We start from the raw sequence: 20,260 nt of genomic DNA on the forward strand, positions 1-20,260 counted from the left end.
CGTGAGGTTTCTTCTCAGTCGGCGTATGCTCCCTCTTCGCGACAGGGGGCCGCGATGTCCGGGTCTGCATCCAACAACGACAACGCATCGCCATTGCCGGAAATCCATGGGTATCGCCTGCACAAGGTGATCAACCATGGCGGCATGTCGACCGTGTATCTGGGCCACCAGATCGCGTTGTCGCGCGAAGTCGCGATCAAGGTGATGCTGCCGCTTGCGCTGGCGGACGAAGTGAGCCGTCGCCGCTTCGAGAACGAAGTGCGCACGATCGCGCGCCTGGAACATCCCAACATCGTCGGCATCTACGAGGTCGGCCGCACGATGGACGGCCTGCCCTATTACGCGATGCCGTACCTGCCGCGCGGCCACCTCGGCCAGCGCGACCTCAGCCGCAATGAGCCGCGCGCGGTCGAGATCGCGCTGACGCTGCTGTCCGCGCTGGAATACGCGCACTCGCGCGGCGTCGTGCATCGCGACGTCAAGGCCGAGAACGTCCTCTTCGACGAAAGCGAACGCGTGTTGCTGGCCGACTTCGGCATCGCGCTGCGCCGCGGCTTCGGTCCACGCGTGACCGCCGCCGGCCTGGCCGTGGGCAGCACCGCGTACATGGCGCCCGAACAGGCGCGCGGTGAGGATGTCGACGGCCGTGCGGACCTCTACAGCCTTGGCGTGCTGTTGTGGGAAATGCTGACCGGGCGACTGCCATTCGAAGCGGCCGATGCGCTGTCGATGGCCGTGATGCACGCGCAGGACCCGATCCCGAAGTTGCCGCAGCACCTGGCCCACTGGCAGCGCTTCATGAACCGCGCGCTGTCGAAGCAGGCCGCGCACCGTTTCCAGGACGCCGCGCAGATGGCCGACGCGATCCGCGGCGTGCAGCAGCGCAAGCCGTGGTCGCCGGCGCTGGAAGTCCTGCATCAGTTGCGGCCGTCGCAGCGCTGGGCCAAGCCGATCTGGGCCGCTCTCGGCGTGACCGCGGTGACGCTGGTCGTGCTCGCCTTCAGCCTGGGCCGCGACGAGGAGCGCCCAACACCGCCCGCCTCGGTCCTGGCGACAGCAACGCCGGACGCCACGGCGGTGTCCGATCCCACGGCCGCGATGCTGCAGCCGTTGCCAGAGGCGCCGCTGCAGCGCGCGCTGCAGGACGCCCGCCAGCAGATCGCGCGTGGCCGCCTGACCGAACCGAAGGAAGCCAACGCGCTCGACAGCGTATTGCTGGCCTGGCACACCGACAGCACGCATCCGGACGTCGCCAAGGCGATCGACGAACTCACCACCGCTTTCTCCGAGCAGATCGTGCGCGCGGTGAAGGACGGCAAGGACGCGCAGGCGGTCGAGCTGTCGTCGCGCGTGATCGCGCTCGGCCAGCAGACCGGGACCGCTGGTTCCAAGGCCCAGCTGCAGTTGCGCGAGCAGACCGGAAACGCCCTCGACGCGCGCCTGCAGCAGGCGGTGCGCCAGCGCGACGGAGCCGATGTCCAGCGCGTCACCGCACTGGCCGACCAGCTGAAGCTGCCGCGCAAACTCGACCCGCGCCTGATCGCGCAGGCCAAGTCGCTGCCCAAGGGCCTGGCGCGCGGCGCCACCATCGACGCCGCCTCGCAGGCCAGCGCCAAGATCAGCGTCGCGCTTACCCCGCGTCCGGTGAGTCGTCGCGAATACGCGCGCTTCGCCGCCGCCAACGGCCGCGCGCCGGCGCTGTGCCGCGAACGCGCCTCGCTGCTGCGCATGCTGGATCCGCGAGACTGGCAGGCACCCGGCTTCCAGCAGGCCGAGAACGATCCGGTGGTGTGCGTGTCGCTGGAAGACGCGCAGGCGTATGCGCAGTGGTACAGCGCGCAGACCGGCCGTCGCTACCGGCTGCCGAGCGCCGAGGAAGTCGGCCAGTTGTCCGCCGAAGTCGATGGTCGCCCCCTGTCGATGTGGCTGCGCGACTGCGGCCGCAACTGCCAGCAGCGCCAGGTGAACGGACAATCCTGGCGCAGCCGCGACGCGCAGCGCACCCTGCTTGCCTCGCGCGGATACGACGACGTCGGCTTCCGCCTGGTGCGCGAGCGCTGATCGTCCCGGCCATCCCCCCGTCAGCATTGGGCGGATCGCACGGATATGCCGCGCAATCGCTTGCCACGCCAATACAATCCGCCCATGTCCCCCGCCTCCCCCTCGCCGGCCCAGCCGGCACGTCCCAGCCTGCAGCGGCTGTTCCTCACCGGCCTGTTGACCCTGTTGCCGATCTGGCTGACCTGGGTCGTGGTCAAGTTCGTGTTCGTGCTGCTGTCCGACATCAGCCAGCCGTTCATCACGCCGGTGCTCGAAAACCTCGCGTCCAGCTATCCGCAGATGGGATGGGTGGATGAGCCGTGGGTGCGTACGGTGCTTGCGCTGCTGGCCACCATCGCGGTGATCCTGTTCACCGGCGTGATGGCGCGCCGCGTGATCGGCCAGCGCCTGCTGCGCTGGTTCGAGGCGCTCATCCAGCGCATCCCGCTGGCCAGCATCGTCTACAGCAGCGCGCGCCAGCTGCTCGACATCCTGCAGACCAAGCCCGACGGCACTCAGCGCGTGGTGCTGGTGGACTTCCCGCACACCGAAATGAAGTCGATTGGCTTTGTCACGCGCGTGATCCGCGAACACGGCACCGGGCGCGAACTCGCCGCGGTGTACGTGCCCACCACGCCCAATCCCACGTCGGGTTACCTGGAGATCGTGCCGGTGGAGAAGATCACGCCGACAGACTGGAGCGTGGACCAGGCGATGAGCTTCATCATCTCCGGCGGCGCGGTGTCGCCCGATACGATTCCGTTCTCGCCGCCCGGCAGCAGCAGCACGCCGTAACGACCTCCACTTCGCACCGCGCACAGGGAAAGCACGTGAGCGAAACCGTCCTGACCACCGCGCGCACGCTCGACGATCGGGCGCTGCGTCTGTTCATCGTGCTTAGCGCGTTCTTCTGCGCGAACGCAGTGCTGGCTGAGTTCATCGGCGTCAAGATCTTCGCGCTGGAAGACACGCTGGGCATCGCGCCGCTGCAGTGGAACCTGTTCGGCCAAACCGGCTCACTCAGCTTCACAGCCGGCACACTGCTGTGGCCGGTGGTGTTCCTGATGACCGACGTGATCAACGAGTTCTTCGGCCGCCGCGGCGTGCGCATGATCTCGTGGCTGGCCGCGGGCCTGATCGTGTACGGCTTCGTGTTCGCCTTCGCCGCGATCTCGCTGGCGCCCGCGGGCTGGTGGGTGACGGCCGCGCAGGCGCAGGGCGTGCCGGATTACCAGGCCGCGTTCGCGGCGATCTTCGGGCAGGGACTGTGGACCATCGCCGGCTCGCTGGTGGCCTTCATCATCGGCCAGCTGATCGACGTCGCGGTGTTCCACCGCATCCGCAGCGTCACCGGCGAGAAGCACGTGTGGCTACGCGCCACCGGCTCCACGGCGATCTCGCAACTGGTCGACAGCTTCGTGGTGCTGTACATCGCCTTCGTGCTGGGTCCGCAGAAGTGGCCGACATCGCTGTTCCTGGCGGTCAGCACGGTCAACTACGCGTACAAGATGCTGGCGGCGATCGCGCTGATCCCGCTGATCTACCTGGTCCGCGCCGGCATCACCGCGTATCTGGGCGAAGCGCGTGCGCGCCAGTTGCGCGAGCAGGCTGCGGCGTAGGCCTCAGGGCAGCGCGCTGCCCAGCCCCAGCGCAGCCCGCACGCGGTCGCGATAACTCGCGCCGCTGCCCACCCGCAGTCCGTTGTGCAGGCGGATCACGTAGCGCCCGGCTTCCATCAGTTCGACGTCGCGGATGGCCTGCAGCCGCACCAGTCGCGAACGATGCACGCGGACGAAGCGGCGCGGATCCAGCCGCGCTTCGATCGCCGCCATCGTGTCGCGCAGCCGATAGCGCTGTTCGCCCACGCACAGCTCGACGTAGTTCGACTGCGCCAGCACGCAGTCGATGCCGTCCACCGGCAGCAACTGCAGGCGCGCACCGACCGGCACGGCCAGGCGCTCGGCGTAGCCGTCAGGCGCGTGCGCATCGGCGATCGACTCGCGCACCATGCCCAGCTCGCGGCGCACGCGAGCGAGCGCGTCGCGCAGGCGTTCGGCCGAGTACGGCTTGAGCAGGTAGTCGGCGGCATCCGCTTCGAACGCGCGCAGTGCGTGGTCGGCATGCGCGGTGACGAACACCGCGACCGGACGCAACGCGGGCGGCAACGACTCCAGCACGCCGAATCCGTTTAGCTCCGGCATGCGCACGTCCAGGAATGCCACCTGCGGACGCAGGCGACGGATTGCCGCCACGGCTTCGTCCCCATCGGCGCACTCGGCAACGATGTCCACGTCGCCGCACTGTCCTAGCAGACGGCACAGGCGCGCGCGCGACATCGCCTCGTCGTCGGCCACCAGTGCGCGCAGCCGCGAGGTCATGCGGGCACTCCCGCGGCGCGATACGGCAAATCCAGCCGCACCAGCGTGCCGCCGGTCACCAGCGCGACGATCTCCAGCAGATGGTCCGCGCCGTAGAGGCACGCCAGCCGCGCACGTGTGTTGCTCAGGCCAATGCCGGATCCCGCCGGCGCCCGGCGCGGCCCACCGTCGTCGCGCACTTCCAGGATCAGCCGGTCGCGATTGCGTCCGGCGCGCACGGACACTTCGCCGGGCGTGGAGCGCGTGGCGATGGCGTGCTGGATCGCATTCTCCACCAGCGGCTGCAGCACCAGGTGCGGTACGCGCGCGTCCAGCGAAGCCGAGTCGATTCCCCACTGCACCCGCAAGCGTTCGCCCAGGCGCATCTTTTCGATGCCCAGGTAATGGTCCAGCGCGACCAGTTCCTCGCGCAGCGCGACTTCTTGGCTCTGCGAGGCGCCCAAGCTGTGGCGCAGCAGTGCGCCCAGGTCGACGAGCATCCGGTCGGCGGCCTCCGCGTCGCGATGCACCATCTCGGCGATGGAGTTGAGCGCGTTGAACAGGAAGTGTGGGTTGAGCTGCGCCGACAGCGCTTCCAGCCGGGCGTGCACCAGCCGCGACTGCAGCTCCATTGCCTGCCGTTCGCGTCGCTGCGCGCGCTCGGCATAGACGAGCGCATGCGCGACGCCGACGATCATCCAGCCCATCAGCAGGTTGTTGAGCACACTGGTCGCCAGCACCGATCCGAACGACGGTAGCCGCGCGTACCAGCCGATCCAGTCGTTGAACACGACCACCGCCACCGCGCGCACCATGATCACCGCCGCTACCGCGGCGGCCTGCGCCGCCAGCGCTCGCAATACGCGACCGCGTTCGATCGGAAACCGCTCCACGCCCCAGAAAAGGCCCAACGTGATCGGCACCCACAGCCACGCGCTGGCCAGTTCCAAGCGCAGCACCTGCAACGCATCCAGCGCCTGGCCGGTGGCCTCGCGCATGTTCAGCACCTGGCCTGTCCAGACCAGGCCATTGAGGGTCCACCAGGCCAGCACCAGCAGGCACAGCAGCAGCGGTCGGTTGCGCATGGACCGGGATGCTGGACCCGCATCGTCGCGCTTGCAATCGCAGGCCGGCGTTTCGTCCCGCGATCCGCCGCATTCGTCCCACGCGTCGCGCACGGCGTCACCGCGTGACGACAGTAGGCGCGTCCCCAACGGAAGGAGCCCGTCATGTCACGCCATAGCAACCGCGCCGTGGGCGCACTCATCGCCGGCCTGTTCTCCCTCCCCCTCCATGCCGGCGATGCCCTGGAGCAGTGCCCGGTGGTGCAGAAGTACGCCGAAGGCACCATCTCCACCGAGCGCTGGGAATGGCGCTTGAGCTTCGCGCCGACGCGGCTGCGTTCGTACTGGTCCACCACGACGGGCTGGTGGCCGGGCACGCGCGAGCGCGCCACCATCCTGACCTCGCACTGGTGGCCGTGGGGCTGGAGTGAGCCGGAAGTGGCGTCGTTCTCGGGCGTGTACAGCGATATGGACCCGCACGTCTCGCCCGACGGCCGCACCCTGGTGTTCTCGTCCGAGCGCCCGACGTCCGGCGGCAGCGCCGGGAAGATGGACCTGTGGCGCGTGCAGCGCACGTGGCGCGGCTGGAGCGAGCCGGAGCACCTGGGCGCAGCGGTCAACAGCGCCGGCGACGAGCTCTACGCCAGCACCGACCGCCACGGAAACCTGTACTTCGGCAGCGACCGTACCGGCGAGTGGAACATCTACCGAGCGCGGCGCCTGCCCGACGGCCGCTACGCACAGGCGGAGCCGCTCGACGCCGGCGTCAACAGCACCGAGCGCTGGGAGTTCAATCCGGAGATCTCGCCCGACGGCCGCACGCTGCTGTTCACGCGCCTCGACTTTCCCGGCGATCCACTACCCGACCTGGGCTACGGCTTCGGCGACCTGTACGTCAGCCGGCTGCGCGGCGGCCGGTTCACGCCGGCGCAGAATCTAGGCCCGTGCGTGAACACCGCCTGGGACGAGTTCCATCCCACCGTGCTGTGGGACCACGGCTTGCTGTTCTACGCGCGCGACATCGGCAAGCCCAGCGATTTCTACTACACGCGCCTGAGATTGCCGGACCTGGACGACTGACTCGGGCCGCATGACCTTCGGCCCATGCCGGCCCGGGGTGGGCGGGCGAGCCTTCGGGATCGTCCGCCATCACCGGTTCCGTCCATGTCCGAATCCGCGCGTTCCCACGCTCCCGCCCGTCTGCGCCTGCCGCTGGCCATCGCCCTCGCCTTCACCGCCACGCTGGCGCTGCCCGCCGTCGCGGCCGCTCCGGCGCAGGGCACGAGCGCATCGCAGTCCGCCAAGGCGCAGCGGCTCAACGCGCTGTACGAGCAGTACTGGGACGAACTGCTGAAGCTCAATCCGCTGCAGGCGACGTTCCAGGGCGACAACCGCTACAACGACCAGCTGCCCAACATGATGTCGGCGCAGTTCCGCCAGCAGATGCACGAGTTCGACACGCGCTGGCTGAAGACCGTCAAGGACATCGGCAGCGACGGCCTGGCCGGGCAGGACCTGCTGAGCTACGAGATCTTCGTGCGCAACCGCGAGGATTCGCTGGAGGAGGAGAAGTACCCGGCCTGGCAGCAGCCGATCAACCAGTTCTACAACTTCGCCGCGACCTTCGTGCAGCTGGGCTCCGGCACCGGCGCGCAGCCGTTCAAGACGGTCAAGGACTACGACAACTGGCTCAAGCGCGCCTCGCAGGCGCCCGCGATCTTCGAACAGTCCATCGCCAATTCGCGCGAAGGCATGAAGAACGGCGTGGTGCAGCCGCGCGCGCTGATGGTGAAGGTGATCCCGCAGCTGGACGCGCTGATCAAGGACAAGGCCGAGGACACGCTGTTCTGGGGCCCGATCAAGAACTTCCCGGCCGATTTCAGCGACGCGGACAGGCAGCGCCTCACCACGCAGTACAAGCAGCTGATCGAAGGCCAGCTGATGCCGGCCTATCGCGAACTGCGCGATTTCGTCGCCAACGAATACCTGCCGAAGACGCGCACCACCTCCGGCCTGGACGCGTTGCCCAACGGCGCGGCGTGGTACGCCTACAACGCGCGCAGTTCCACCACCACCAACCTGACGCCCGCGCAGATCCACCAGATCGGCCTGGACGAGGTGAAGCGCATCCACGGCGAGATCCGCGGCGTGATGAAGCAGGTGGGCTTCAAGGGTTCGATGCAGGACTTCTTCAAGTTCATGCAGACCGACCCGCGCTTCTCGTTCAAGACCGAGGATGAACTGCTCGCGCACTATCGCGGCCTGGAAGCAAAGATCAACCAGAAGATCCCGGAGCAGTTCTCGCTGATCCCGAAGGCCGCATTCGAGATCCGTCCGGTGGAAGCGTTCCGTGCGCAGTCCGCGGCCGGCGGTTCGTACATGCGCCCCAGCCAGGACGGTTCGCGTCCGGGCATCTTCTACGTCAACACCTACGACCTGCCCACGCGCAAGACCTGGGACGCGGAAGACCTGTACCTGCATGAGGCCATTCCAGGCCATCACTTCCAGCTTGCCCTGCAGCAGGAACTGACCAACCTGCCGACGTTCCGCCGCTTCGGCCGCGAGATCGCCTTCAGCGAAGGCTGGGGCCTGTACGCCGAATCGCTGGGCAAGGACCTGGGCGTTTACACCGATCCGTACAACTACTTCGGCTACCTGCAGAACGAGCTGTGGCGCGCCATCCGCCTGGTGGTGGACACCGGCCTGCACAGCAAGGGCTGGACCCGCGAACAGGTGATCGCGTACATGCTCGAAAACTCCGCCGAAAGCGAAACGCAGGCCACGGCCGAGGCCGAACGCTACATGGCCATTCCCGGCCAGGCGCTGGCGTACAAGATGGGCGAGTTGAAGATCAAGGAAGTCCGAGCCCGCGCCGAGAAGGTGCTGGGACCGAAGTTCGACATCCGCGAATTCCACGCCGAGGTGTTGAAGGACGGCTCCGTGCCGCTGGAGATCCTCGACGAGAAGATCGACCGCTGGATCGCGTCGAAGAAGGGCTGATCGCGGTTGCTCCTCCCCCTGCCTGCAGGGGGAGGTTGGGAGGGGGTACGAGGCGCGCCAGCGCCGAGGCTCGCCGCAATGCGGCTCTCAACCCCTCCCCAACCCTCCCCTGCCCGCAGGGAAGGGAGTTGAGGCTCCCTGCATTTTGTTTGTACGTACTCCCGCCTTACCCTCTTCGGTCTTCCCGCACCAGCGACCGAAGAATGCACACCCACAGGAGAACTCCATGAAGTTCCGCCCGCTTCTGCTCGCCCTTGCCATTACCGCCGCCGTCGCCGGCTGCTCAAAGCCGGCCGGCGACACCGCCGCCACCGCCGATACCAAGCCCGCCGCCACGCAGAACGCGCAGGCCAAGGCCGACCAGCTCAACAAGCTCTACGCCGACTTCTGGGAGGCCTACCTCAAGCACAACCCGGTGCTGGCCACCTACACCGGCGACACGCGCTACAACGCTGAGCTGCCGGACTTCGGTTCGCAGCAGTATCGCGACGAGTCCAAGAAGTTCCTCCAGGACTGGCTGGCCAGGGCCGAAGCCATCGGTTCCGAAGGCCTCGCCGGACAGGACCTGCTGAACTACGAGATCTTCACCCGCGACGCGCGCGACAACATCGAGTCGTTCCAGTTCCCGGGCTGGATGGTGCCGGTCAATCAGATGGACAGCACCGCCTCGCTGGCGGTGCAGTTCGGCTCCGGCACCGGCGCACAGCCGTTCAAGACCGTGCAGGACTACGACAACTGGCTCAAGCGCGGCGCGCGCATCCCGGTGCTGTTCGACACCGAGATCGCCAACATGAAGCAGGGCATTGCGGCCGGCGTCGTGCAGCCGCGCGTGCTGATGGAAAAGGTGGTGCCGCAGCTCGATGCGCTGATCAAGGACAAGCCGGAAGACACGCTGTTCTGGGGCCCCATCACCAACATGCCCAAGGACTTCAGCGATGCCGACCGGAAGCGCCTGACCGATGAGTACCGCAAGCTCATCGGCGAGCAGCTGATGCCGGCGTACAAGAAGCTGCGCGCCTTCGTCAACGACGAGTATCTGCCCAGGACGCGCGACACCTTCGGCCTGGACAAGCTGCCCAACGGCCAGGCGTGGTACGCCTTCAACGCCAAGCAGAGCACCACCACCGAACTGACGCCGGCGCAGATCCACCAGATCGGCCTGGACGAGGTCGCGCGCATCCACGGCGAAATGCAGAAGGTGATGGCCGAAGTCGGCTTCAAGGGCACGCTGCAGGACTTCTTCAAGTACGTGGAGACGGACAAGAAGTTCGAGTTCAAGAGCGAGGACGAACTGCTCAAGTACTACCGCGCGCTGGAAGACAAGATCAACCAGAAGATCCCCGAGCAGTTCTCGCTGATTCCCAAGTCGCCGTTCGAGATCCGCCCGATCGAGCCGTTCCGCGCCAAGTCCGGTCCGGGTGGCCAGTACTACCCGCCGAGCGAGGACGGCACGCGCCCGGGCATCTTCTACGTCAACACCTACGACCTGCCGTCGCGCAAGATCTGGGACGCGGAAGACCTGTACCTGCACGAGGCCATCCCGGGCCACCACTTCCAGATCGCCACGCAGATCGAGCTGAAGGACCTGCCGGCCTTCCGCCGCTGGAGCATCCAGAGCGCGTTCGCCGAAGGCTGGGGCCTGTACGCCGAGTCGCTGGGCAAGGCGCTGGGCGTGTACACCGATCCGTACAGCTACTTCGGCTACCTGCAGAACGAGCTGTGGCGCGCCATCCGCCTGGTCACCGACACCGGCCTGCACAGCAAGGGCTGGAGCCGCGACCAGGTCATCGCCTACATGAAGGAAAACTCGGCGGTCAGCGACACCACCGCCGTGGCGGAGGCCGAGCGTTACATCGCGTGGCCGGGTCAGGCGCTGGCGTACAAGATCGGCGAGCTGAAGATCAAGGAACTGCGCGCCCGCGCCGAGAAGGAACTGGGCGACAAGTTCGACATCCGCGAGTTCCACGCCGAACTGCTGAAGGACGGCGCCGTGCCGCTGGACGTGCTGGAAGCCAAGATCGACCGCTGGATCGCCAGCAAGAAGGGCTGACGGAACTCCTCCGCGGTTCCGTTGTGCGTACCGAACAGGCCGGCGATTGCCGGCCTGTTCTTTTTTGCGAGCCAACGCTGCCCCACCACCACCGCCGTCATTCCCGCGAAGGCGGGAATCCATGTTGCAGTGGCCATTCGCATTGCGCAGGGCCGTCGCGTTTGTCGTTTCTCGTTTCGTTTGGCTTTTGGCTTTTGGCTTTTGGCTTTTGCCTTTTGGCACGTTGTGTGGCCCCAGCCCAGCGCTTCACCACCGCCGTCATTCCCGCGAAGGCGGGAATCCATCTCCCGCTTAACCTACCCGTCCCGCGCAGGCGGGGAATCCAGCTCACAGACCCGATCACGCTCTCCGGCGAGCGTGATGAAGCCAAGGTTGGATCCCCGCCTTCGCGGGGATGACAGCTGTCCATCCATGCCGGGCTGGCTCTAACGGTTGCCCACACCATGCTCGTCATTCCCGCGAAAGCGGGAATCCATGTTGCAGACGACACTCCTCTGTCCGCATGGCGGCGCGTCTCCTTTACGTTTCGCGTTTTCGCATCTCGCGTATCCCATCCCGCGCCCACCCACCACCGTCATTCCCGCGAAAGCGGGAATCCAGCTCACAGACCCGATTCCACCCCCGGCAAGCATGATGAAGCCAGGGTTGGATCCCCGCCTTCGCGGGGATGACGAACACGAGCAACGGCGAAATGGATCCCGGCTTTCGCCGGGATGACGAGCAACGGCTGAAGGCGTCAATGCTGAGCGACGCCCGATCAAGCGTGAAAAGTCCCTGGATCCCCGCCTCCGCGGGGATGACAAACTGCCTGCCGGGCTGGCCCTAAGGGCTGCATACGCCATGCTCGTCATTCCCGCGCAGGCGGGAATCCAGCTCTCAGACACGATTCCGCTCCCCGGCAAGCGTGATGAAGCCTGCCTTGGATCCCCGCCTGCGCGGGGATGACAGCTCCATGCTTGCCGGGCTGGCTCTAACGCCTACGCCATGCTCGTCATTCCCGCGAAAGCGGGAATCCATGTTGCAGTCGCAATTCCGCTTTCCGCAGAGCCGGCGCGCGGCCTGGCCGATACGCCCGCTGCCCACCGTCATTCCTGCTCAAGCCGACGCGATGGAGCAGACGCTGTCATCCCACGCAGGCAGCCGCGTCGAACAGCCCTCGTCCACGCGAGCGACACCCCCGCAACCGCTTGAAATCCGCCCCACCCACCTCGAAATTCTTTGGTTCAGCAATGCCTTACGAGAATAGGCGGATGTTCCGACCCCGTATCCTGCTGCTGGCGATGGCGGCCCTGCTCCCTGCCTCGCCCGGCCTGAGCGCCCGCATGCCTGCAGCGGCCCCGTCGCCGACCGCAGCCCCCGCGAAAGTGGCCCCGTCCACCGGCCCGGTCGCCAGCGTGACCCCGACCGCCTCCACCGGCGGCGGCGGGCGCTGGCTGTCCCGCCTGGCCCCGGCGGCCGATCCGCGCGTGCTCGAACTGGCGGTCTCGGCCATGCACTGCGCGCAGGCCAGCGGCGTCGGTGCGACTGCCAGCCGCCTGGCGGTGATCGACTACAGCCGTCCGTCCCTGGTGCCCCGCCTGTGGGTGTTCGACCTGACCGCCGGCAAGCTGCTGTACGAGGAGGTCGTGGCTCACGGCCAGGGTTCGGGCGACAACCTCGCCACCCGCTTCTCCAACCGCGACGGCAGCCACCAGTCCAGCCTGGGCCTGTTCGTCACCGCGGACACCTACACCGGCCGCAACGGCTACTCGCTGCGCATGCGCGGCCTGGAACCCGGCGTCAACGACGCCGCGATGGCCCGCGCGATCGTCATGCACGGCGCCCCGTACGTCGATCCGGCGCGCGGCAAGGCAATGGGGCGCCTCGGCCGCAGCTGGGGCTGCCCGGCAGTCCGTAGCGCCGTCGCCAAGCCGATGATCGACCTGCTCAAGGACGGCCAGTTCGTGTTCTCGTACTACCCCGACCAGGCCTGGCTGGCCCGCTCGGCCCTGCTCAACTGCCCGGCCGCCAAGCTGGCGCGGCATGCGGCTGGCGCTCGGGATGGGGCGGGCTGAGGTCTCGCAAGTCCATGCGGGCTTCGCCCGCCCGGCGCGCACCGGCACACACCACTCTCCCGGAAGTACCTTCCCTCCCCCACCCCACCGCACTAGGCTGCGGACATCCCCCTGCGAGAGACACCGGATGTCGCACCCGCTGCTGGTTTCCGCCCTGCTGTCGTTGTTGCTGGCCCTGCCCGCCCAAGCCGCCGTGCCGTTCTGGGGCGCGCGGCAGTCCAGTCCCGCCGATACCCCGCCGTCGCAGCTCAAGCCCGGCGAATGGATCTGGGGCGGTGACAACCGGGCCGGGCCCATCGCCGTGGTGGTCAGCCTGACCGAGCAGCGCGCGTACGTGTACCGCAACGGCCTTCCCATCGGCGTCACCACGGTGAGTACCGGCAAGCGCGGCTACGAGACCCCGACCGGGGTGTTCACCATCCTGCAGAAGGACAAGGACCACCGCTCCAGCATCTACAACGCCGCGCCCATGCCGTACATGCAGCGGCTCACCTGGGGCGGCGTGGCGCTGCACGCGGGCGGCCTGCCCGGCTATCCGGAATCGCACGGCTGCGTGCACCTGCCCTCGGAGTTCGCGCGGCTGCTGTTCGACTCGTCGAACATGGGCATGACCGTGGTGGTGTCACAGGAAGGCAAGTCGCCGGTCGACATCGTGCATCCGGGCGCGCTGATCCCCGTCGACCCGCGCACCGGCGCGGAAGCGGCCATTCCGCCGCTGGACGACGGGCAGAAGTACCGCTGGCGTCCGGAGCTGTCGACCGAAGGGCCGGTGTCGCTGCTGCTCAGCGGCGCAGACCAGCGCCTGGTGGTGTTCCGCAACGGCATCGAGATCGGCCGCTCGCGCGTGGTGATCCGCAATCCGGAACAGCCGCTGGGCACGCATGCCTACATCGTCAAGGACGGCTACCTGCCCGGCGACAACCCGCTTCTGCCGGGCACGCGCATGCCCAACTGGAGCACCATCGGCATCCCCGGGCGCGCCGGCGATGCCGGCAAGCTGCTCGGGCCGGAGACCATCGACCGCGTGGTGATCCCGCACGACTTCGTCGCCGCGGTGCTGCCGCTGCTGACGCCGGGCGTGGTGATGCTGGTGACCGACGCACGCATGACCGACGCGACCACCGGCGGCGCCCCCGTGCAGGTGCTGGACTCCAACCCGCCGGAAACCTGATCCCGCGGCCTGCACGCTCACGCGCGAGCACCTCGGTGGGTTCGCGTGGGCATGCGGATGGGTTCGAGCGGGCACCCGGGTGGGCTCGCGAAGGCACCGCGGTGGGTTCGACCAGGCACCCGGGTGGGTTCGCGCGGGCACCGCGATGGGTTCGCGAGGGCATCGCAGTGGGTTCGAGCAGGCACCCGAGTGGGTTCGCGCGGGCACCGCGGTGGGTTCGAACAGACACCCGGGTGGGTTCGCGAGGACATCGCAGTGGGTTCGCGCAGGCATCCGACTGCCCGTGCGAGGGCACTGCACTGGGTTCGAGCAGGCACCCGGGTGGGATCGCGCGGGCGCCGCACTGCCCGCGCGATCCCGTCCGCATGCCCTGACCGGCACGCAGCAGATTGCGGCAACCGCGAGCCGCGCGCCTCAGGCATTGAGCCTGGAGATCGGCAGCGATACGCAGCAGCGGATGCCGTCTTCGGTGAACGCGTAGGACGCGCGTGCACCGAACTGGTATGGCAGTGCGCGTTCGATCAGTTCGCGTCCGGCGCCACCGCCCCGTACGCGGGCGGGGTCGACTTCCAGCCGCACGCCCGATTCGCGCCACTCCATGTGGAGCCATTGGCGGTCGTCCTCGCGGTCCACGCGCCAGGACACGTCGAGCCTGCCTTCGGCGGCCGCCAGCGCGCCGTACTTGATGGCGTTGGTCGCCAGTTCGTGCAGCGCAAGCGCCAGCAATTGCACGCTGGTCGAACGCAGCCAGATGTTGTCGGGGCCATGCAGTCGCACGCGTTGCGGGTCGCCGACGTCCACGTGGGCGGCCAGTTCCATGCGCAGCAGTTCGTCGAAGGCCACGCGCTGCCCGTCCTTCAGGCGCGACAGCAGCCCCTGCACGCGGGCGAGCGAGGCCATGCGTTCGCGGAACAGGACGGCGAAGTCGTCCAGCGTCGTGCTCTCGCGCAGGGTGCGCGTCATGATGGACTGCACCACGCCGATGAGATTGCGCGTGCGGTGCTGCAGCTCCGACACCAGCGTGCGCTGCGCCGCTTCCCATTGATGGTTCTGCGTGGTGTCGAGCATGGCACCCACCATGCGCACTGCCCGCCCGGTCTCGTCATAGAAGAAGCGGCCGCGCGCCGAGGCCCAGCGGATGGAACCGTCGGGCAGCACGAACCGCACGTCGCGCGCATAGTCCTCGCCGGTCTCCATCGCCGTGCGCACTGCGGCTTCGACGGCTTCGCGATCGTCCGGATGCAGGCGGTCCGCCCATGCCTCGTAGCTGGGCGTGACTTCGCCGCGTTCGTAGCCTTCGATGCGGTAGTGCTCGTCGGACCATTCGACCTCGTCGGTGAGCAGGTTCCAGTCCCACGTCGCGAGCCGGCCGACCTCGATGGCGGTGTTCAGGCGTTCCTCGCTCTTGCGCAGCGCCGCAAGCACGTCGCGATACGAGGTGATGTCGCTGAAGAGCACGCCGAGCTCCAGGTCGCGCGCGGCGATGGGAAACACGCGGTAGTGGAAATGCCGCGGCGAGGTGCGCGATGGCCGGTCGAAGGCGATGTCCTCGCGTGAGTTGCCACCGCTTCCAGGACCGACAGCCATTCCTCGTCGACGTCCGGATCGACCTCGCTCAGTCGCCTGCCGACCACGCTCATGCCGGTGTATTCGCGTGCGGTCGGGTTCTCCTGCAGGTAGGTGCCGTCCACCGCGTGTCCATCGGCATCGCGGATCAGTTCGACCACGTAGAAGGCCTCGCCGATGCTGTCGAACAGGTCGCGGTAACGCAGTTCGCTCTCGCGCAGCGTGGCGGTGGTGCGAAGCAGGCGGTTGTGCAACTGCAACGCGCTCCTGAGCAGGAAACCCAGCACGCAGATCGCCGCGACCAGCCCGTACAGGCGACCGACGTAGAAGCCCAGCTGGTAGCGCCCGGTGACCAGCAGTCCGCTCAACGCCAGGTCGATCAGCTGCGCCAGCACGGTGATCGCGATCCACAGGTCGATCATGCGGCGCAGGCGCGTGCGCCACCACAGCAGGCCGAACGCGATGAAGTGCATGCTCCAGCCCAACGTCAGGATCAGGTTGGTACGCAGCGATTCGTATCGGTTGCCGCTCATCAGCGACGGCAGCAGCGACGCGGCATGCGCGGCCACCACGATGAGCACGACCGAGATCGCCAGCGTGATCGCGTAGGCCGCCCGGTGCAGCGCCGCGGTCGCGGCGACCTGCGTGCGGGCGCGGAAGGTCAACGCGTAGATCGACACATACACCGGCGGGATGCCGTGCCACGCCATCCACAGCCATGCCGTGGTCTGCGCGTCGCCGAACAGGCTGCCGGGGACGAACGCGTCGGGAAAGCTGAGCCCGTGCGCCACGGCCAGGATGCAGCTGAGCAGGTAGCCGCAGGCCAGCCACAGGTAGCCGGGCTCGCGCAGGTCGCGATACTGCGCGTGCAGCAGCACGGCCGTAAGCAGGTCGAGGATGGCGACCGCCACGTTGTACGCCGGCACGAACGTCGGTACGGGCAGCAGCGGAACGGTCGCACTGGGCGCGGTGATCGCGAAGGCCGCCACCAGCCCCGCCGCCATCGACAGGGCCCAGATGCGCTGCGTGCCACTGGCGTCCATCGCCCCGAGCGGCACGTCGGCATGCTGGACACGCGGTGCTGCCGGTTGTGTCGCCATCGCCCCTGTCCCCTGCCGGACTGTCGGCGCGCATTGGAGCGTGCCGGGCGCCAGTGCCAGGTGAACAGGCACCGCCCGCAGGCAAACGCCACGCGGGACGAGGTAAGGTAGCCGCTCCCGTGGAGGAGGCTCCCATGTCCGCACGCACCCTGATGGGGCGACGCCTCATGCTGGTGGAAGACGACTACTTCATCGGCTCCACGCTCAAGGACGTGCTGGAACTGGAAGGCGCCACGGTGATCGGTCCCTTTCCCGACGTCGCCAGCGCACTGCAGGGCATGGGCGACGGTCGCGGCATCGACGTGGCCCTGCTGGACATCAACCTGGACGGGGAGATGTCGTTTCCCGTCGCGGACGCATTGCAGGGGCTGGACGTGCCGACGGTGCTGATCAGCGGCTACGACACGCACGCCCTGCCCGCGCCGTACGCGGACCTGCCGCATTGCGAGAAACCCATCGACGTGCACCAACTGCTGCGCATCCTCGCGGGGCTGCAGGGGACCCGCGCCATGGGGGCAGCGCGGACCTGATCCGCCCGACCCGCGTCGCTCCGCCGGTGGCGCAGGGCATTTCACGCGGAATGCACGGGTGTCCGTGCATTCAGGGCACTTCTTCCTGTGCGGCACCGCCGGCAGCCTTGTCCGGCGCACTGTGCCCTCTTCCGCTGACAGGTGATGCCATGAAAGCCATGCTGATGCTCGCGCTTCTGGTTCCGATGGCCGCGACCGCGGCGCCGAAGGTCACGGTGGATCGCGACCCGGCAGCGAACTTCGCCGGATACAGGACGTACTACTGGGCGCTGAAGCCGCAGGGCGGATCGCCACTGGTGGACCAGCGCATCGTCGACAACGTCGATGCGCAGCTGCGCGCCAAGGGCTGGACGCTGGCCGACCAGGGCGACGTCGCGCTGGCCGCGCACGTGTCCACCTCGCAGAAGCAGACGCTGGACACTTTCTACAGCGGCACGCCGATGGGCGGCTGGGGTTGGCGCGGTGCGTGGGGTGGCGGTATCGGCACCGCGACGACGAGCGTGCACAACTACGCGGTCGGCACGCTGATCGTCGACATGTTCGACAGCAAGACGCAGCAGGCGATCTGGCGCGGCACCGCCACTGGCACCGTGTCTTCCTCGCCGGAGAAGGTGGACAAGGCGGTCGACCAGGCGATCACGAAGATGTTCGCGAAGTTCCCGCAGTAGGTGCGCGGGCCCGGCTTCGGAGACGGTGACGTGACGGTGTACAGACGCCACTCCACCGTGCATCGGCCCGATTGCCACGAAGCAACAGCCAATGGATTCCAGCTTTCGCTGGAATGACGAGCCGGGACTAACGGGCCAGCCAGCTTTGGGATCCGTCATCCCGGCGAAAGCCGGGATCCAGGCGGCGCGCGAAGCGGGCCATGCTGTTCTGCGACGTGTAGTCCGACCTGCGCAATTGCCTCATGAAGCAACAGCCAGTGGATTCCAGCTTTCGCTGGAATGACGGCGGGAGCATGAGCCGGCAACGGTATGCGCAACATCGCGTGCCTGGATCCCGGTCTTCGCCGGGATGACGACAACACTCCTGTATCCGGAGCCCATGGCAGACAGGTGCGTCGGCGAGACGCTATCGCCGCAGCACCTTTTCGTATCGCCACACTTCGAGTGGAAATTCGCCGTCAGGCGTCGGCAACCGGCTCACCATCGTGCCGACACGCTGCCAACCGTGCTTTTCGTAGAAGCGTGCGGCGCGCTCGTTGCCGATGGCGCAGGCGAGCCATGCCGTCGCGGTGCCGCGGCGCGCGAGCTGCGTTTCCGCGTCGGCGATGAGTTCGGCGGCCACTCCGGAGCCCCGTGCGTCCGCATGCACGTACAACTGGTAAAGCTCATCCGGTGCGAGCATCGCGAAACCCAGCGGCGCTCCGGGCTCGCCGGCCACGCGCACGTCCGCGATGTGTTCCTGCAGTCGCTGGCGGAAGCTGTGCAGCGTGCGGTGACGTGCGAGTCCGGCCGGCAGGATGCGCGCGTGTGCGTCCTGCCAGCCGGAGTGCCAGAGCGATGCGAGGCGGTCGAGCTCGTGCGGTTCCGCGTTGCGGATGCGCATGGACGAGGCGCGATGTTCCTATCGATGCGCCGCCGCTTCGCTGCGGTCGACGCCGCCATCGCGGTTCGCATCGATCGCCGCAAAGTCGCTTTGCGAGAAGGCGCGGACTTCTTCGGCCGTGAGGAAGCCATCCTTGTTCGCATCGATCTGCGTGAACTTCGCCGGGTCGCGCGAGGCAGGCAATTCGCTTTGCGCGAGCTTGCCGTCGCGGTTGGCGTCGTGCAGCAGCACCAGTTCCTCGATGAAGCCTTCGTACTCGGTGCTGTCGATCTTCCCGTCCTTGTTGGTGTCGGCCGCGTCGAAGCGCTCGGGCGCGGTGCCGGTCTTCACTTCCGCCGCCGCAGGAAGGGTGAGCGCAAGGGTCAGTGCGATGCCGCAGGCAATCCGGATCATGATGGCCACTCCTGTGTTGTCAGCCGACGTCCCACTGCCCGTTCGATCGCAGGCATGCCGTGCCGGTGGTCTCGTCCACCGGCTCGCCGCCCACGCTCAGTCCGCGGCGGAAATCGCGGCAGAGGCGGCCGTCGTTCATGCGCCGGGTGTTGAGCGGTGTGAAGAAGCCCGATTCGTGCGTGCGCGGATCGGTCCAGGTGACTTCCTGGCCGGAGGCGGCGTTGTTGAGCGCCCGCTGCGCTGCATCGCGCTCGAAGTCGGACTTCGCGGTTCGCCTGAAGATATGGTTGCCGAGGAAGCCACCCGCGACGGTACCGGCCGCCGTCAGCAATGCACGACCCGTACCACCGCCGAACTGGTTGCCGATGAGCCCGCCGATCACCGCGCCAGCGACCGTGGCGGTGCCTTCCTTCTGTGCGGTGCGGGTACCCGGATCCGTGGCGCAGGCCGCCAACATCAGCGCGGCCGTCAAGACGATGATCTCCTTCATCGCGGCTCTCCCGTAGCTGAAAAACCTGGCTCCACCGCCCAGGCGCCGCCATCATCCGCCGGGGGTGTGAAGCCGGCGTGACTTTGGGGTGGTGGGTGGGTGATGTCTGTAGCGAGGTGATGGCCGTACTGGGCGATGTCTGTGGCGCGGGGTTGGAATGGTTGCAGTTGGTGCGGTTGTAAGCCGGTGTGCCTGTAGCTGTGTTGGTAGGTGGCACTTGGAGTGATCGACTTTCGCAGCGCCGGATTCGTAGCCGTCGCCTTGCTCTTGCTCGTCATCCCGGCGAAAGCCGGGATCCACTTTGCCGTTGCTATTACTGTTGGTGTTGCTCTTGTTGCTGCTGGAGATGTTGTCGTTGATCGTCATCCCCACGAAGGCGGGAGTCCCAGTGCTCGTTGCTCTTGATCGTCATCCCCGCGGAGGCGGGGATCCATGGACTTTTCACGCTTTGCCGATGCCTTAGCAGAAGCAACAGTCACAGCTTCCGGCGACCTTTCCGAGCGAAAGCTGTGACTTTGTCGTCACGAACACGCGAGAGGAAGGCGAAAAGTCCATGGATCCCCGCCTTCGCGGGACTGACGACCGAATAAGCGCTTCATGGCTCTTATGTCCATCGCGCCGTCAGCCGTTGCCGTTGCCGTTGCCGTTGCCGTTGTTGTTGTTGTTGCTGCTGCTGTTGCTGTTGCTGTTGCTGTTGAACAGCCGAGCGCACTTCTAGACCCGGAGGGCGTCGCACATGGACGTGCGGCGCTGAGCAAGGAGGCACGGATGCCGACTTGCGGGGCGCCGACTCCTCTGCCGGTCGTGGGATTGCTTCGTCGGGGAAGACCCTTTCTTTTGGTTACTTTTCTTTGGGTCAGCAAAGAAAAGTGACCCGGCCGGCTTTAGACGGAC

The 20,260-nt window shown here is 67.4% G+C and carries 18 protein-coding genes and 1 pseudogene; 11 read left to right on the forward strand and 8 right to left on the reverse strand.

Going from position 1 to position 20,260, the window contains the following annotated elements; all coding sequences use genetic code 11:
• Positions 1 to 54: 54 nt before the first annotated feature.
• The 3 genes from VFE83_RS16680 (at position 55) to VFE83_RS16690 (ending at position 3,659) form a co-directional block, all read left to right on the forward strand.
• Positions 55 to 2,061: a bifunctional serine/threonine-protein kinase/formylglycine-generating enzyme family protein gene (locus VFE83_RS16680; protein ID WP_324908217.1), complete on the forward strand. Its 2,007-nt coding sequence runs from the start codon at positions 55 to 57 to the stop codon at positions 2,059 to 2,061.
• 84 nt (positions 2,062 to 2,145) lie between these two features.
• Positions 2,146 to 2,835, forward strand: coding sequence for a DUF502 domain-containing protein (locus VFE83_RS16685; protein WP_324908219.1), 690 nt, complete (start codon positions 2,146 to 2,148; stop codon positions 2,833 to 2,835).
• Between the two features lie 50 nt (positions 2,836 to 2,885).
• Positions 2,886 to 3,659, forward strand: coding sequence for a queuosine precursor transporter (locus tag VFE83_RS16690; protein WP_324908259.1), 774 nt, complete (start codon positions 2,886 to 2,888; stop codon positions 3,657 to 3,659).
• A gap of 3 nt (positions 3,660 to 3,662) precedes the next feature.
• Here VFE83_RS16690 and VFE83_RS16695 read toward each other — a convergent pair whose 3' ends face one another.
• Positions 3,663 to 4,418 carry a LytR/AlgR family response regulator transcription factor gene (locus tag VFE83_RS16695; protein ID WP_324908221.1) on the reverse strand — a complete coding sequence of 252 codons (756 nt, stop codon included), beginning with the start codon at positions 4,416 to 4,418 and terminating at the stop codon, positions 3,663 to 3,665.
• Positions 4,415 to 5,482: a sensor histidine kinase gene (locus VFE83_RS16700; protein WP_324908223.1), complete on the reverse strand. Its 1,068-nt coding sequence runs from the start codon at positions 5,480 to 5,482 to the stop codon at positions 4,415 to 4,417. Before VFE83_RS16700 ends, VFE83_RS16695 begins: the two co-directional genes overlap by 4 nt.
• A 144-nt stretch (positions 5,483 to 5,626) precedes the next feature.
• Here VFE83_RS16700 and VFE83_RS16705 point away from each other — a divergent pair, with 144 nt between their 5' ends.
• The 5 genes from VFE83_RS16705 (at position 5,627) to VFE83_RS16725 (ending at position 13,736) form a co-directional block, all read left to right on the forward strand.
• Positions 5,627 to 6,541 (forward strand): hypothetical protein, encoded by a 915-nt coding sequence (locus tag VFE83_RS16705; RefSeq protein ID WP_324908225.1) that lies wholly within the window; start codon positions 5,627 to 5,629, stop codon positions 6,539 to 6,541.
• An 84-nt stretch (positions 6,542 to 6,625) separates the two neighbouring features.
• Positions 6,626 to 8,461 carry a DUF885 family protein gene (locus VFE83_RS16710; protein ID WP_324908227.1) on the forward strand — a complete coding sequence of 612 codons (1,836 nt, stop codon included), beginning with the start codon at positions 6,626 to 6,628 and terminating at the stop codon, positions 8,459 to 8,461.
• 226 nt (positions 8,462 to 8,687) lie between these two features.
• Complete coding sequence (locus VFE83_RS16715; RefSeq protein WP_324908229.1) at positions 8,688 to 10,511, forward strand: DUF885 domain-containing protein; 1,824 nt, start codon at positions 8,688 to 8,690, stop codon at positions 10,509 to 10,511.
• A 1,322-nt stretch (positions 10,512 to 11,833) separates the two neighbouring features.
• On the forward strand, positions 11,834 to 12,565 hold the full coding sequence (locus VFE83_RS16720; RefSeq protein WP_324908261.1) for a murein L,D-transpeptidase catalytic domain family protein: 732 nt from the start codon (positions 11,834 to 11,836) through the stop codon (positions 12,563 to 12,565).
• Between the two features lie 127 nt (positions 12,566 to 12,692).
• Positions 12,693 to 13,736: a L,D-transpeptidase gene (locus VFE83_RS16725; protein ID WP_324908231.1), complete on the forward strand. Its 1,044-nt coding sequence runs from the start codon at positions 12,693 to 12,695 to the stop codon at positions 13,734 to 13,736.
• Between the two features lie 414 nt (positions 13,737 to 14,150).
• On the opposite strand, the gene VFE83_RS16730 is transcribed toward VFE83_RS16725, so the two are convergent.
• A complete protein-coding gene (locus tag VFE83_RS16730) occupies positions 14,151 to 15,230 on the reverse strand; it encodes a sensor histidine kinase (RefSeq protein ID WP_324908233.1) in 1,080 nt (359 codons plus the stop codon).
• Positions 15,125 to 16,402 carry an MASE4 domain-containing protein gene (locus VFE83_RS16735; protein WP_324908235.1) on the reverse strand — a complete coding sequence of 426 codons (1,278 nt, stop codon included), beginning with the start codon at positions 16,400 to 16,402 and terminating at the stop codon, positions 15,125 to 15,127. Before VFE83_RS16735 ends, VFE83_RS16730 begins: the two co-directional genes overlap by 106 nt.
• A gap of 134 nt (positions 16,403 to 16,536) precedes the next feature.
• On the opposite strand from VFE83_RS16735, the gene VFE83_RS16740 reads away from it, so the two are divergent.
• Positions 16,537 to 16,932 (forward strand): response regulator, encoded by a 396-nt coding sequence (locus VFE83_RS16740; RefSeq protein ID WP_324908237.1) that lies wholly within the window; start codon positions 16,537 to 16,539, stop codon positions 16,930 to 16,932.
• A gap of 149 nt (positions 16,933 to 17,081) precedes the next feature.
• Positions 17,082 to 17,600 (forward strand): DUF4136 domain-containing protein, encoded by a 519-nt coding sequence (locus tag VFE83_RS16745; RefSeq protein ID WP_324908239.1) that lies wholly within the window; start codon positions 17,082 to 17,084, stop codon positions 17,598 to 17,600.
• A 406-nt stretch (positions 17,601 to 18,006) separates the two neighbouring features.
• On the opposite strand, the gene VFE83_RS16750 is transcribed toward VFE83_RS16745, so the two are convergent.
• From VFE83_RS16750 to VFE83_RS19540, 4 genes and pseudogenes are all read right to left on the reverse strand, one after another.
• A complete protein-coding gene (locus VFE83_RS16750) occupies positions 18,007 to 18,483 on the reverse strand; it encodes a GNAT family N-acetyltransferase (protein WP_324908241.1) in 477 nt (158 codons plus the stop codon).
• A gap of 18 nt (positions 18,484 to 18,501) precedes the next feature.
• Positions 18,502 to 18,876, reverse strand: a complete 375-nt coding sequence (locus tag VFE83_RS16755) for a hypothetical protein (RefSeq protein ID WP_324908243.1) — start codon at positions 18,874 to 18,876, stop codon at positions 18,502 to 18,504.
• Positions 18,877 to 18,895: 19 nt separating this feature from the next.
• Positions 18,896 to 19,159 carry an RT0821/Lpp0805 family surface protein gene (locus VFE83_RS19535; RefSeq protein ID WP_414674774.1) on the reverse strand — a complete coding sequence of 88 codons (264 nt, stop codon included), beginning with the start codon at positions 19,157 to 19,159 and terminating at the stop codon, positions 18,896 to 18,898.
• Positions 19,151 to 19,276: pseudogene (locus VFE83_RS19540) on the reverse strand (glycine zipper 2TM domain-containing protein); the annotation flags it as partial. The pseudogene VFE83_RS19540 and the gene VFE83_RS19535, both read right to left, overlap by 9 nt.
• A gap of 687 nt (positions 19,277 to 19,963) precedes the next feature.
• On the opposite strand from VFE83_RS19540, the gene VFE83_RS16765 reads away from it, so the two are divergent.
• Complete coding sequence (locus VFE83_RS16765) at positions 19,964 to 20,239, forward strand: hypothetical protein (RefSeq protein ID WP_324908246.1); 276 nt, start codon at positions 19,964 to 19,966, stop codon at positions 20,237 to 20,239.
• Positions 20,240 to 20,260: the final 21 nt, after the last annotated feature.

Origin of the sequence: Lysobacter sp. (assembly GCF_035655815.1) — a bacterium.
GTDB lineage: Bacteria > Pseudomonadota > Gammaproteobacteria > Xanthomonadales > Xanthomonadaceae > Lysobacter_J.